Origin of the sequence: Enterovirga sp., assembly GCF_035325185.1 — a bacterium.
Classification (GTDB): Bacteria; Pseudomonadota; Alphaproteobacteria; order Rhizobiales; family Beijerinckiaceae; genus Enterovirga.
Genome location: NZ_DAOLAJ010000014.1, coordinates 1 through 13,069 on the forward strand (window position 1 = coordinate 1; position 13,069 = coordinate 13,069).

The window sequence follows — 13,069 nt, forward strand, 5'->3', positions numbered from 1 at the left end:
CCGCCTCTGCGCAGGCCAGGTTCTTCCTCCAAGAGAATCCAAGCTTAACCCGACAGCTTCAGAGCGCCGGCAGCCTCGATGAAGCCAACAGGCTCATGGCCAATGCCTGGAAGTTCAAGGGCTACGACGGCTCAACCGCCGAATTCGGCGCCCGGCTCGGCTCTTCCCGATCGTACCTCGATCAGTTCGGCATAGGCTCACGCGCCGATCTCAGCAACAGCACGGTCGATTACAGCGCTGCGCTCAAGAGCGCGCAGGATTCGACCGAACAGGCGTCGAAAGCCTTGACCGACCTCGGCCAGTCGGTGGGACAGATCCCGGGTGCGGCTTCGTCGGCGGAGAGCGGGCTGGCGTCGTTCGCCTCGTCGCTCTTCAACTTCAGGCCCGGAGGCAGCGGGATCAATCTCGGCAGTCTGTTCGGAGGCGGAGTGGGCGAGTCAGCCGTGCCCGCGGGCGGAGACTGGTTCGCCGTCGGCGGCTATACCGGCCCCGGCGGGCGCTACGAGCCGGCCGGCGTCGTCCACCGTGGCGAGTATGTCTTCTCGGCCTCCGCCGTGGATCGCATTGGCCTCGGAACCCTCGACGCCATGCATCGCGGGCTTCCGGGCTATTATAAGGGCGGGCTCGCTGACTCTATGGCCGCATCTGCGCTTGAGCCTAGCGGAAACGGAGGCAAGCCCATGATTTTCGTGAAAGCTGCTGCATGACGGCAATAGCGATGTGGGTTGGCCCCAGCGAAATCGCCGTCGCTTCGGACGGCGTCGCCTATGACTATGGCGGCACCGTGCGTCAGATCCATGCAAAACAGATCGTAGACCTTGCCTGGGGTGCTGTTGTCACAGCATCGGGCTCGGGCGGTGTGTTGGATTATCTCCGCCATTATCGACCCGCCACCCTTTGGATTCGACGAATTCCTGAGGGTTCTTCCGGATGCGGGCCGCTGGATAATGCAGCAGATCGCCGACAGACGACTCGTCGGTGATGTCGATGGCTCCAGCCCCCCAGGGTTCCAAATGCTCATCGGGGGGGTTTCAGACGAGCGCCAGCGCTATGAGGGATATTGGTTCGGTTCGGTATCCTTTGAGAGCGAGGGTAAGACGATCGAGGCATTCACGCCCGTTCCGGTGCAGGCTTTTGCCAAGCCTGAAGCGTCAGAAGAGGCGCTGAAGGAGGTTGGGCTTTGGCCGATCCCGGCGACAATCGACGATCCTTTGAACTTTGCAATCGGATTGATGGACGCACAGCGGCGAACGCCAATGTTGCTGCATAACCAAGTTGATGGCCCGCGAGGCTATGGCGTCGGCGGGTTCTGCCAAATCACGAAGTTTCGCAAAGACCTTGTCACAACCTTTTTTGCCAAACGTTGGCCCGATAAGATCGGTGAGAAGATCGACCCGACGTCGGGCTATAGCTTTACGAGCTATCCCGATCTCCTGGCCGATGAGGGCGAGGACGAGAAAGTCGGATGAAACTCGCCGCCGTCGCGTCGTTCCTCATCATCGCGGCGATCGTCGCGGCGCCGCTCTGTCGGTGATCGGATCGGGATGAGGATGGGTTAGAACGAGTAAGATCGCGCTGGCATTGGCCAATGGGAGCATCCTGGCAGACTCGACCGGCAATCGACGCCGTGGAATCTTACGTCGGACGACAAGGGATTGCTTAGGACATGGCGAGAGGGGAGCGGGGCACCCAAATCATTCTGGGCGCATTGAACATTGTAGCCAGCCCGCATCCCGAAGGGATTTACCTCCGGCTGCTTGAGTCATCTGCTGACATAGAGATCGAACTATACGGAAATGATTGGGCTAAAATCACCAAGCCCTTAGCCCGCGCCGGACATCCCGATCATTTTCTGGGTCAAATACTCGTCTGGACGCATGTCGACAAGTCAGGGAGATGGATCCACAAAAACAAAAACAAAGAGGCTACTGATGAGGACAAGGCTGGGATTACTATCCCCGATCCTCTTCAGCCGAATTTTCGGCCTTTCAGCTATGGATTTATATTATCAAAGCACCGTCTAGTGGTAGAATACAAAAACGAGTTCGGCGATAGATTCGGAGCGAAGAGAGCGGAGCGATTTTTTGCAAGATTATTTTCAAAGGAGACTTTAGGGCACGAATTCCCAGAGGTTTCCGTCACAGCAATACCCGAGGATGACACCATTCAAAAGATCTTGTCGATACCCCGGTTGCGACGGCTTGAGATTCACCTGCGCCGGCCTAATCCAGACGATCTTTCAGACGATGTTGCTAGGATATTAGCGGAACTCGAGGAGCAAGGCGCAAAGAGCCAAGATATAATTCTGACCAAGGCACCTAAGATAGATAGCCTTACGCCTAACGAAGAGACTGTGAAGCTCGCCAAAGTTGCGGCCGAAAATGGCTACGTGAGGGGTAGAGGAGCGAGCAATGATGGAACCGTTCTCGACGAGTCGACTAAAGAGCACCCTAAATCTCTGGTGGTGTCGGTCAGTGCGGATCAGTCTGCGAATGTACGCTTTCGCAATGCGATGGAGAGGTTCTAACGCGTGGCGGAACCAGTCTAAGCAGTTCCATAGAGCATATGTACTCTATGGTGGCGCTGCTGCCATTGTCAGATCGCCTTATCTTCACGTCGCCGCGGGTGCGGCTCTTGTCCTGTGCCTCCTCCCATCTCGTATTCGTTTTGGCGAAGTCGGACTTACCGTTCTGCCTAACCTTCTGGGTTTTACCATCGGCGCCATGGCAATTGTCCTGTCCGTCAGTTCGAGCAACATATTCATAAGTCTGGCTGAACACGGCAAGCCAGACTCTTTTTTTATGAAGCTTGTTGCGAATTTTATGCATTATATCATAGTTCAAGCGCTAACTATCGGTTGTTGTGTGCTTGAGAAGGGCTTCCTGGAGGTTTTTTGGCCGCTAAATTACATATCAGCTACGATGTTCATATATTCTATACTTACTCCGGTTGCGATAGGAACGCAGTTGTTCCAGATGGCTAGCATCTATAATGCCTCAGCAAGCCTGAAGAAGAGCGCAGCCGAGACCTGCACAAGCGATGATCCTCACCACGGACCATCCGAAAGGTAGTGCTGTCTTCGTAATCCTACGGCCGTCGGCTCGGCTGCGAGGTGGGCTGAGCTGGGCTTCCGGTCAGAAGATCACGTGTAGCAGCTTATACGTCGCGCCGGCCACGAGGCCCGCGAGCGCTGCATTGTCGACCGCGGTGGCGTGCGCCTCCCATGCTGCCACCCCGTGCGAAGTCTTTGCCGTTGCGAGGGAGAGGATAGCGAGAACGAGCCTCATTCCCCTGCCTTTCGCTTCGCCCGAGCCCACGCAGGAACCGTCAGGCCGCTTTACGGGACGGCGTCGGAACAGCCCGGCCCATCTCATGGGCGCCTTCGATCCAAGCTTCGATCGCGTTGCGGACGTTCGCGAGGGCGAGGTGATGGACACCGGAAATCCCGGCATCCAAAACGCCATCCCCCGCGCGCATGGAATGGCTCAGATTTGGATCATGTGCCCGAATGCCGGAAATCACGGCATTTTCGCCCGTTTCGACGGAAACCTCTGCCGGGCCGAGTTGGGCCCGGCGGAGAGGGCCGCGCAGACCTCGCGCCGCAAGGAGATCTATGAGGCGCTGCATCCGGCGACGTCCCATGGCGCAACCGGGAAGGGGCGGCCAAAGAGTCGCCAAATTGGCGACTCTAACGAACCCGAGCGCTTCACCGCTTCCACCGCCAATGCCACCGGGCGTTCCGAGCGAGAGGGTCTGCACAGAAGCCATCGACCTGATCCGCGGTACCGATCTCGACAGGGTTGGTTCCCCCGATCTGGGGAATCGCCTCGCTCCCCAGATTTGGGGACTGGGGGGCCGCGGCTCCGCCCGCCGCTTCGCCTTCGGCTCCTCGGGGGCAGGGTCCATGCCCACAGACGCGCGCAGAACACTGCGGACTCGGTTCTGCCAGCCCTTGCCGGCCGACTGCAACGCCGCCAGCAGCTCCGGTTCAACCCTCACCGGCAACTGCACCTTGGCAGGTAGCTTGCCGGGACCGCGCTGGCCGGGAAGCCGCTTCACGAATTCAGAGAGAGGGGCGGCGCGCTCGCTGCCGTCTTCGGCCGCATGACGCCGAATATCCGCCTGCGTCGTCGCGCGCATCTTCGCCCGGTCCATCGAAGCCAGAGCCCTCTCCCGGTCGATCACCCGCCCCGCCGGCTTCTTGCTTTCCGCTTCCATCGTTCCACCTCGTCGTCCTCTGCGAGGCGGGCGGAGATGATCCAGCGATAGGGCTCGCGATCCGTGTAGACGACGAAGAGAATCTCCCCATCGACCTCGCCGATCGCCTGCATGCGCGTCTCGCCGTAGTCTTTCCGCCTGTCCTCGGCTTCCACCGTGATGCCATCGAAAATCAGGGCGGCGACGTCGAAGCCGAAACCCCGCTCAGCGCGGTTCCATTCGTCCTTGTCGTCGTCCCAATCGAAGAGCATTGCTTTTCGTAAGACGGAAAGAGGCGCCGGTCAATAGCTTTTCGTAAGACGGAAAGGAGAATGCAGACGCGCGGGATGAGATACGCATCACGATTTCGTGACTGGCAGTTCCGAGTTTCGCCTCGCTTGCGCCGTCACGCGCTCACCCCAGCATCCCCTTCGCCTTGAGCCATTCCGTCACGATCCGGCGGATCAATTCGGATCGGCTCGGCTTGTCGTCCTCGGCGGCGGCCGCGGCGTCGAGGGCGGCCGTCATTTCCGGAGGCATGCGGACACCCGTCATGGGGTCGGTGCCTGTCGCAGGGCGCCCTAGTTTACGTTTAACGGGAATTGACATTACAGCTATTTACGTTAAACGCAATTGCGAGCCGGGGCAAGGATTGCAGCCTCGCCGCCGGCTCTAACCCCACCCGAACTTAAAGGGAGTTCAGGGCATGGCTACGTACGCCAATAGCACACCCGCGCCCGAAGATGGCGCCCATCATCGCACCCGCCGCGCCGTCGAGGCGCATATCGAATGGCTGATCGCTCTTCTCGACGATCTCGACGACGATCCGGACCTTGAAGACGATGGGACGGCTGAAGAGGAGCCCGATGCCGAGCCGTCCATCGGCTGGCCGGAGAGCTTCGGTCGCACGCCCATCAGCTGCCACCGCCTGATGTACTACGACACGGGCGAAGAGGAGCACACCGCGCCGGAGCGGGCTGGCCGGGGTTATCCGTACCGAATCGCTCCCGACGACGCCGAGGACACCCACGACGCCGAGGCGATGGACGAGGACGGTTCCGAGACCGGGCCGAGCGACAACGGCATCGCGGACGCCGGCGGCGCGGCCGAGCAGTTCTTCGGCTTCGTCCACGGCAATGTCGAGATGACCCGCGACATGCCGGGCGGCGATGTAATCGGTGCCGATGAAGGCCGGGGAGGTGTCCGATGACCGGCCCCTCGGATCGCCGCGGCTTCCTCCGCGGCCTCGTCTCGCTTCCGCTGATCGGCGGCTGCGTGACGCTCATCGGCCAGCCCACGGCGGCAGCCGTGCCCGTCACCGAAGCCCTGATGGCAGAGTATGCCAACTGGCTCGCCTTCGAGGCGTATCGGGCCGGCGTGGAGCTATATGGCCGCGAGGGGCAGCGGTCGCGAGACTGGTACGAGCACGAAGGCCCTGCTTATCGCTGGCACAAGGCAATGGACATGACGGGCGTCCGACCGTCAACCCGAGCCGCCGTCGTCCTATCGGCGGTCGGATGCGATTGGGGGCGGTCATGAGCGCGTCTCCCTCGAAGCACGTCATCAACAACGCGAAGCTCGAGAGCGCCCTCATCGACGTGCAGGGCGACGTGCTGCTCCTTGATCTCGCCATCGAGGACATGGGGATGGGCGACGCCTGGGGCATCATGAGCCGGGTGCCGCTGGACGGCTACAAGCTGTTCCTGCTTACCAACGAGCAGGTCCGCGCGATCCGCCACGCGATATGCCGGCTCAGGGGCAGCATCGACGAAGCCGCGATCGAGTTCTGGGGCCGCGAGCTGGCGTTCAACGCATGACCCGCCACCTCCGCGACCTCGTGCTCCGCAAGATCCGGCAGGCCCGCCGGCTGCACGACGTGGCCCTTCGACACTGAGAGGTTTCATGATCTTCGCCCCGGTGGCTCCAGCCGCTGGGGTAAGCTTGAAACGAAAGAGGAGCGCATGGTGCGAGAGGAGGAGCTTGAGAGGGCGGCTGCGATGATGGCTTACATCGTCGTCCGACACGGACCGCGCTATGCGCCCATCTTCGATTTCCTGGCGACGGAGCTTGAGAGGATGCGCGCCGACGGTGGCGATCCCGTCGAACGAGCGAGACGCTACCTTCAGAATCATTCGCTCATGGCGATCAAGGGATCTCGGGCCGGCGAATGCGACGCCGAGCAAGGCGGTGACACGGATGTGACACGACCGAAACTGTCAGTGACACGAAAATCTAGAAGATAGTGATTTCAGTGAGTTAGCTGGCTGGGGGACGAGGATTCGAACCTCGACTAACGGAGTCAGAGTCCGCTGTTCTACCGTTAAACTATCCCCCAACGTAAGACGTTGAGATCGCTTGATTTATCTCATCGCTTCACGAGCCGGCAAGTCAGTGTCCGCAGACTCGCTGCCGGAGCGGTTCCATTAGGCGGCTTCGGGCCTTGCGTCAACGCTCGCCGGGTTGCTTTCCCGGGCGATCGGGTGAAGCGGGCTGCCGGTCATCCCTCTGTCATTCCGGCCCTTGTCATTCCCGGCGGCCCGAAGGGCCGAGATGGGAATCCGGAGCCGCAGGCGAGCCCTCCTGGATCCCCTCTCCCTCCGCGGAGTTTACTTCGGGCCGGCCGAGGATGACAGAAGGAAGCTTCAGGCGCTCGCCCTGGGCCGCTTTCCGGGCAGCGTCAGCCCTTGTGGGGCTCGAGGATGTGGATGGAGCGGCTCGCCAGGAGATCCTTCGTCCTGGCGCCGTATTCCTTCATGTGGGGAGAGACGCTGTGGGCGGCGAGATCGGCCATCGTCTCCCATTTCTCCACCACGACAAAGGTGTCGGGGCCGAAGGCGGCCTGGGCGGGGCCCGCATCGGCGGCATCGACGGTGGGCACGTACTCGACGCAGCCCTTCTCGGCGAGGACCGCGGGCACGTTGGCGTGGAAATGCCGGAGCACCTCGTCGCGCTTGCCCGGCTTGGCCGTGAGGACGGCGATGACATGGATCATGGATGCTTCACTCCCGATGCGGCGCCAGGCCCGACGCGGCCCGGCGAAGCATCCTCCTGCCGGACAGGCGCCGGGATGCCAAGGCGTGCCGTGCAAGTGGCACTTGCGCGGCACGCCTTATCGGCCGGGAGCGGGGCCGGTCAGCGGGTGGCGAACTTGATCGTCAGCGAGCCGCGAGCCTGGAAGCCGGGGCTGTAGTTGAGATCAAGATAGCGAATGTAGCGCACGTTGCCGACATTCGCGAGGGTCAAGTCACCGCGAATCCAGTCATTGTACTGGTAGGAGGCGAACAGGTCGACGAGCGTATACGCCTTCGCCGGATAGATGGACGTCGTGTCCGGGACGTTGAGCCGTGAAGCGAAATGCGTCACGCGGGCGCCTACCGTCAGCTTATTGTCGAGGAAGCGCAGGCCGAGCGAGCCGCCGATCTTGTCGGGAGCGATCGTCGTGAGGGTCTCGCCCGTCGTCTTGTTCTTGCCGTCGGTATGCCCATAGAAGACCGAGGCGAAGCCTCTTCCCCAATCATAGGCGCCCTCGGCCTCGACGCCCGTGATGTCGGCTTTGGCGATGTTCACATATTGCTGGTTCTGGATCGGGATCTGGCAGAAGGCGAAGGGCTTGGTCCGCCCGGCGCAGAAGGAGTTGAAGAAGGCGCCGGGGATGACGGACAGGTAATAGGTCGGCCCGACGCCCGTCATGTCGATGTAGTTGTCGACGCGGTTCTGGAACACGACCACCTTGCCACGGAACTTGTCGCCGTCGGTCAGGAGGTCGTCGAGCTTGATGTTGACGCCGCCTTCCGTGTTGTGCGCCGTCTCGGGCTTGAGCGCGGGGTTGGGCAGGATCGTGAAGGCCGGGAACGGATGGACGCCGGAAATCAGCGTCTCCGTGATGGTGGGCGCGCGATAGCCCTCGGCATAGGTGCCGTAGAACTCGATCCACGGGAAGGGCGAGATGCCGATCGTCCCGCGCGGCGAGACGCGGTCGCCGTCCGACTTGTAGGGGCCGCCCTTCAATTCATAGGAATCGTAGCGTGCCGCCGCCACGGCGCGGAACCAAGTGTCGTAGCGCATCTCGTCCTGGACGAAAGCGCCGAGAAGCCGGCGCTCGCCCGAGGGCGTGAAGGCGGTGAGATAGCCGCCGGCCTGATCGGAAGTGTGGACCTTGTCGAAGACGCCGTCGCCGCCGAAGGTGAGGGCGTGGCTGATGGGCCCCGTGTCGAAGCGGGAGGTGTTGTAGATGTCGAAGCCGCGCGTATCGAGATTCGCCCGGGTCTTGTCGCCCGGCCGCACGCCGAGATCTGTATAGGTGCCGTCCGAATCCGACGCGATGAAAGTTTGCCCCTGATTGGTCCGGGTATAGTATCCCTTCACGTTCAGGTCGAACAGCTTGTTGTCGGCCGGGTTGAACCTGTAGCCGAGCGTATAGGTCTGCGTGTCGAGGTTGGTCCCGAAGCGCGCGCCGCTGGACGACGTTCCGTTATTCGTGAAATCGTATTTCTGGATGAGCGCCGTGGCGCTGAGCTGGTGGCCCTCGGCCGGGTTGACGTTGACCTTGAAGTTGCCGGCCCGGAGTTCGCTGCCGGTATCGGGGATGATGGTGCCCGCGCCGTCCTTGTAGTTGTAGTTGTTGCGCAGCACGAACTGGCCGAAGGCGTTGACCGCGTTGTCGGGCAGGCGGAAGCCGGCCGCCGTCGAGTTGAGGAAGCCGGCGCCGTTGGTGCCGCCCCCGATGGTCTGCTCGACGCCCGCCATCTCGTCGGGCTTGAGGATGTCGTCGATCCCCTTCGTGCGGAAGGCCACCACGCCGCCGATCGCGCCCGATCCGTAGATGGTCGAGACGGGGCCGCGGGTGATGTCGACCCCGCCGATCAGGGCCGGATCGAGGAAGAAGGTGCTCTGGGGGCCGTGGCCCGTGACCTGGAAGTTCTGGCGGGCGCCGTCGACGAGCACGTTGACGCGGCCGAAATCCTGCATGCCGCGGATATTGATCGCCTGGGCGGGGCTGTTCGGGTTGGAGGCCGTGTTGACGCCCGGGACCTGCTGCAACAGGTCGGAGACCGTGTTCGGCTGGATCTCGCGCATCTGCTGCTGCGTAATCACGGTGGCGCCGCCGAGCGTGTCGATGGCCGGAGTGTCCGTCTTGGTGGAGGTGGCGCTGAACTCGTCGAGCTGAACCGGCGGCAGGACCGGCGTCTCGGAGGAGGGAGCCGGCGTGCGGTTCACCGTGTTGGTCCGGCCGAGCGGACGCTGCGGCCGGGCGACCGCCCGGTGCACGACGGGCTCGGGAGCGGCCCGGACCGGAGCCGCCCGGCGCGCCGCCGGCGGCGTGACGGTCACCGGCGGCAGGGCCGTGCTGGAGCCTTCGGCCGGCGTGGTGCTCTGCGCCTGGGCCGCGCTCAGCGTCAGAAGGGACACGCCCACGAGGGCGAGAAGGCGGTGGGACGCGATGGACATGACAAAACTTCCAGCAGCGAGATCATCCGGCTGGCTGGCTGGGTCCGTCCCGGCTGGCTGGCTGGCTGCCGCGAATGCGACTGCGCGGGGAGAAATGCGAGGCCGGGCCGCGCAGCGTCAAGCGATCTGCCCTAGAATAGACTTAATCGAATGTAGATCTGCGAAAAGATAGATTTCTTCCAAAATAGAGGCTAAGCGAGCGTCCCGGCTGGACAAGTCTGGGGGAAAAAGGCGCTGCTCGCGTCGGCACCGGTTGTTTCCAGCCGGTCAAGAGCCGCCGCCTCTGTGACAGTGCTGCAACAGAGTGGCCGGTCAGATACGCTGCGGCAGCAGGAAGGGCCGGCCGGCGGGAGGCACGGTTCCGACCCTCAGGGGCACGCCGAAAACCTCCGCGATCATCGAATCGGTGACGACCTCTTCAGGCGTCCCCCGTGCGGCCGCGCGGCCCTTCGACATGACGAGGATCTCGTCCGCGAAGGCCGCGGCGAGGTTCAGGTCGTGCAGGACGGCGAGCACGGCGACCCCCTCGCGCGCGAGCCCCGCGGCGGCCTCCAGCAGGGAGAGCTGGTGCTTCAGGTCGAGGCTCGCGATCGGCTCGTCGAGCATCAGGACCTGACGCTCGGCGACCGTGCGGCCGGCGGCGAGCTGGGCCAGCACCCGCGCGAATTGCGTGCGCTGCTGCTCGCCTCCCGACAGGCTCTGGAAGGTCCGCTGCGCGAGATGGGCGACATCGGCCCGCAGCAGCGCCTCCGCGACGATCGCCAGCCGCCGGCGGCGGTCGAGGCCGCGCCCGATGCCGTCGACGCCGATCCGCACGATCTCGCCCGCGGTGAAGGGGAAGGCGAGGCGCGAGGCCTGCGGCAGCACGCAGCGCAGGCAGGCGAGCCGCCAGGGCGGGATGGCGCGCGCATCCGCGCCTTCATAGGTCACGCGCCCGGAATCGGGCGGATTCTCACCGGAGAGCAGCTTGACGAGGGTGGATTTGCCGGCCCCGTTCGGGCCGACAATGACGGTCATCCGTCCCGGCGCGAGATCGAGCGAGACGCCTTCGACGAGGGTCGCGCCGCCGATCCGGTAGCCGACGCCCTCCGCTTGCAGGATGGCGGTGCTCATGCGTCCAGCACCGTGTTGCGGCGCAGGAGCAGCCAGAGGAAATAAGGCGCGCCGAGAAGGGCGGTCACGATCCCGATCGGCAATTCGGCCGGCGCCACGACGACGCGCGCCGCCATGTCGGCACAGACGAGCAGGATGCCCCCGCCCAGGGCCGAGGCCGGCAGCAGGAGGCGGTGGTCGGGCCCGATCGCGAGCCGGATGATGTGCGGCACGACGAGCCCGACGAAGGAGATCAAGCCGGACACGGCGACGGCGGCGCCGACCGAGACCGCCGTGAGCACGATGATGAAGCGCTTCGTCCGCTCGACGGCGATGCCGAGATGGAAGGCTTCCGCCTCGCCGAGGACGAGGGCGTTGAGCGCGCGCGCCGCGAGCGGCGCGAGGCAGAGGGGAAGGGCGATCAGCGGTCCGACCACGGCGAGCTTGCTCCAGGTCGCGCCTCCGACAGAGCCGAGCGTCCAGAAGGTCAGGTCCCGGAGCTGGCGGTCGTCGCTGAGGAAGCTGAGAAAGCCCGTAACCGCGCCCGCAAGCGCCGAGATCGCGATGCCGGCGAGAAGCATGGTCGCGATCGAGGTGCGGCCCCGCCGCGTCGCGATGCCGTAGAGGATGGCGGTCGCCGCGAGCGCGCCGAGGAAGGCGGCGACCGGCAGCACCGCGAAGGGAAGGGGACCGGCCGTGAAGGTATGGCCAAGCACGATCACGCAGGCCGCGGCAAGCGCCGAGCCCGAGGAGACCCCGACCAGGGCCGGATCGGCGAGTGGGTTGCGGAACAGCCCTTGCAGGAGCCCTCCCGCCGTGGCGAGGGCCGCCCCGACCAGGAGCCCGATCAGGGTCCGAGGCATGCGGATGTCGAACAGGATCACCGCGTCGCGGGCGGTGGCCGGATCGGCAAGTCCCGCCTCGCGGCCCCGCGCCACGATGGCCGCGACCCGCGCCAGCGGCAGGGAGACGGCGCCCGTGCCGAGGGAGGCGAGCGCGGCGAGGACGAGCCCGGCGGCGAGCACGCCCAGCACGAGCCCCGTGCGCAGGCGGCCTTCCGGGGATTCGAGGATGCCCCGCCGCCGGGCCGTTCGCACGGCCGCTTCGCCGCTCATCTCTCCGCTCGCCCGGCTTTCAGGTCCGGGTACAGGGCGAGGAGCAATTCGCGCGCCGCATCCGGCGTGCGCGGCCCGAAGCCCAGGAGATAGAGTCCGTCCATGGAGACGAGGCGCTTGTGGCGCCCGGCCGGCGTCTGCGACAGGGCGGGCTCGTCGAAGAGGTCGGCAGGGGGCGTTCCGCCGGGGCCGTGTTCCATCATGACGACGATGTCGGGAGAGGCCGCGACGATGGCCTCGTCGGTCATGAGCTTGTAGCCCTCGATGGCGGAGGCGACGTTGCGCGCGCCGGCAAGGGCCAGGATGCCGTCCGCGGTGGTGCGGCGTCCTCCGGCCATGATCCGCCCGTTCTGCATGGAGAGGATGAACAGGGCCCCGGCCGGCTCGCGGATGCGGCTGCGCAGGGCGGCGAGGTCTGCGAAGCGGCGGCTCGTCTCCCCGGCCAGCTTCTCGCCCTGCTCCACCCGGTCGACGGCGCGGGCGGTAGCCCGGATCCGCGCCAGGACGCCCTCCTCGGTCGGGTCCTCCGGCACCATCACGAGCGGCACGCCCGCCTCGCGGACGAGCTTGAGCGCGTCGGGAGGCCCCGCACCCTCAGCCGCGATGACGAGGGTGGGGCGGACCGACAGGACGCCCTCCGCCGAAAGCTGGCGCATATACCCGACATTCGGCTTCGAACTCATGGCCTCGGGCGGATAGAGGCTCGTCGTGTCCACGGCGACGATGCTGTCGCCGAGGCCGAGATCGTAGAGGATCTCGGTCACCGCGCCACCGATCGAGACGATCCGCGGCGCGGCCGGGTCGGCGAGGGCGGCGGCCGGCCGCGAAGCGACAGCCAGCCGCAGGGCGAGGACGCCCAGCGCGCCGCCGATCAGGAGGCGCCGGGAGGGGAGGGGGGGGCGGCTCATTTGGTCAGAATCAGCTTTCCGCTCTGCGTCTGGCGCAGCCGATAGGGCTCGCCCTTGTGGACGAGAATCACCTCCCGCTTCGTTCCGAACAAGGTGCTCGTGTCGAACGTGGGAGGCCGTTGCTCGCGACCTTCCGGCTTCGCATGGCCGGCGCGTCGGTCGGGGTCGCCGTCCGTCATTACTTCGGTTCCTGGCTCGAAATATTTACGGGCGGAATTGCTATTTTTGTTTAGAAAAATCAAAAACAGACGACTTTCCGCTTGCCATCGGATTAGATCGGCGGCTAAGCGCTGGCAAGCGCGCCGATCG

General features: G+C 64.5%; 14 protein-coding genes, 1 tRNA gene and 1 pseudogene. 6 read left to right on the top strand and 10 right to left on the bottom strand.

Going from position 1 to position 13,069, the window contains the following annotated elements; genetic code table 11:
* The 3 genes and pseudogenes from PKD06_RS04575 to PKD06_RS04585 all read left to right on the top strand — a co-directional run.
* A pseudogene (locus PKD06_RS04575) lies at nucleotides 1-707 on the top strand (hypothetical protein); the annotation flags it as partial.
* A 240-nt stretch (nucleotides 708-947) separates the two neighbouring features.
* Nucleotides 948-1,469: a hypothetical protein gene (locus tag PKD06_RS04580; RefSeq protein WP_324378037.1), complete on the top strand. Its 522-nt coding sequence runs from the start codon at nucleotides 948-950 to the stop codon at nucleotides 1,467-1,469.
* Nucleotides 1,470-1,666: 197 nt separating this feature from the next.
* Complete coding sequence (locus PKD06_RS04585) at nucleotides 1,667-2,527, top strand: DUF4747 family protein (protein WP_324378039.1); 861 nt, start codon at nucleotides 1,667-1,669, stop codon at nucleotides 2,525-2,527.
* 800 nt (nucleotides 2,528-3,327) lie between these two features.
* Here the strand turns inward: PKD06_RS04585 and PKD06_RS04590 are convergent.
* From PKD06_RS04590 to PKD06_RS04600, 3 genes are all read right to left on the bottom strand, one after another.
* A complete protein-coding gene (locus tag PKD06_RS04590; RefSeq protein ID WP_324378041.1) occupies nucleotides 3,328-4,218 on the bottom strand; it encodes a BrnA antitoxin family protein in 891 nt (296 codons plus the stop codon).
* Nucleotides 4,182-4,469 carry a BrnT family toxin gene (locus PKD06_RS04595; RefSeq protein WP_324378043.1) on the bottom strand — a complete coding sequence of 96 codons (288 nt, stop codon included), beginning with the start codon at nucleotides 4,467-4,469 and terminating at the stop codon, nucleotides 4,182-4,184. Before PKD06_RS04595 ends, PKD06_RS04590 begins: the two co-directional genes overlap by 37 nt.
* A 142-nt stretch (nucleotides 4,470-4,611) precedes the next feature.
* Complete coding sequence (locus PKD06_RS04600; protein ID WP_324378045.1) at nucleotides 4,612-4,752, bottom strand: ribbon-helix-helix protein, CopG family; 141 nt, start codon at nucleotides 4,750-4,752, stop codon at nucleotides 4,612-4,614.
* A 151-nt stretch (nucleotides 4,753-4,903) separates the two neighbouring features.
* Between PKD06_RS04600 and PKD06_RS04605 the strand changes: the two genes are divergently transcribed.
* From PKD06_RS04605 to PKD06_RS04615, 3 genes are read left to right on the top strand one after another with little or no spacing between them, the layout of a single operon-like run.
* Nucleotides 4,904-5,407 (top strand): hypothetical protein, encoded by a 504-nt coding sequence (locus PKD06_RS04605; RefSeq protein ID WP_324378046.1) that lies wholly within the window; start codon nucleotides 4,904-4,906, stop codon nucleotides 5,405-5,407.
* Nucleotides 5,404-5,736 (top strand): hypothetical protein, encoded by a 333-nt coding sequence (locus tag PKD06_RS04610; protein ID WP_324378048.1) that lies wholly within the window; start codon nucleotides 5,404-5,406, stop codon nucleotides 5,734-5,736. Before PKD06_RS04605 ends, PKD06_RS04610 begins: the two co-directional genes overlap by 4 nt.
* The gene (locus PKD06_RS04615; RefSeq protein WP_324378050.1) at nucleotides 5,733-6,014 is read left to right on the top strand and encodes a hypothetical protein; all 282 of its coding nucleotides are present in this window, start codon (nucleotides 5,733-5,735) and stop codon (nucleotides 6,012-6,014) included. Before PKD06_RS04610 ends, PKD06_RS04615 begins: the two co-directional genes overlap by 4 nt.
* Before the next feature lie 444 nt (nucleotides 6,015-6,458).
* On the opposite strand, the gene PKD06_RS04620 is transcribed toward PKD06_RS04615, so the two are convergent.
* The 7 genes from PKD06_RS04620 to PKD06_RS04650 form a co-directional block, all read right to left on the bottom strand.
* Nucleotides 6,459-6,532: transfer RNA gene (locus tag PKD06_RS04620), tRNA-Gln, on the bottom strand.
* Nucleotides 6,533-6,874: 342 nt separating this feature from the next.
* Nucleotides 6,875-7,189: a putative quinol monooxygenase gene (locus PKD06_RS04625; protein ID WP_324378052.1), complete on the bottom strand. Its 315-nt coding sequence runs from the start codon at nucleotides 7,187-7,189 to the stop codon at nucleotides 6,875-6,877.
* Between the two features lie 140 nt (nucleotides 7,190-7,329).
* Complete coding sequence (locus tag PKD06_RS04630; protein WP_324378054.1) at nucleotides 7,330-9,645, bottom strand: TonB-dependent hemoglobin/transferrin/lactoferrin family receptor; 2,316 nt, start codon at nucleotides 9,643-9,645, stop codon at nucleotides 7,330-7,332.
* Between the two features lie 312 nt (nucleotides 9,646-9,957).
* Nucleotides 9,958-10,758, bottom strand: a complete 801-nt coding sequence (locus tag PKD06_RS04635) for a heme ABC transporter ATP-binding protein (protein WP_324378056.1) — start codon at nucleotides 10,756-10,758, stop codon at nucleotides 9,958-9,960.
* Complete coding sequence (locus PKD06_RS04640; RefSeq protein WP_324378058.1) at nucleotides 10,755-11,852, bottom strand: iron ABC transporter permease; 1,098 nt, start codon at nucleotides 11,850-11,852, stop codon at nucleotides 10,755-10,757. The genes PKD06_RS04635 and PKD06_RS04640 overlap by 4 nt, the downstream gene beginning before the upstream one ends.
* Nucleotides 11,849-12,760: a hemin ABC transporter substrate-binding protein gene (locus tag PKD06_RS04645; RefSeq protein ID WP_324378060.1), complete on the bottom strand. Its 912-nt coding sequence runs from the start codon at nucleotides 12,758-12,760 to the stop codon at nucleotides 11,849-11,851. Before PKD06_RS04645 ends, PKD06_RS04640 begins: the two co-directional genes overlap by 4 nt.
* Nucleotides 12,757-12,939 carry a hemin uptake protein HemP gene (locus tag PKD06_RS04650; protein ID WP_324378062.1) on the bottom strand — a complete coding sequence of 61 codons (183 nt, stop codon included), beginning with the start codon at nucleotides 12,937-12,939 and terminating at the stop codon, nucleotides 12,757-12,759. Before PKD06_RS04650 ends, PKD06_RS04645 begins: the two co-directional genes overlap by 4 nt.
* Between the last annotated feature and the right edge of the window lie 130 nt (nucleotides 12,940-13,069).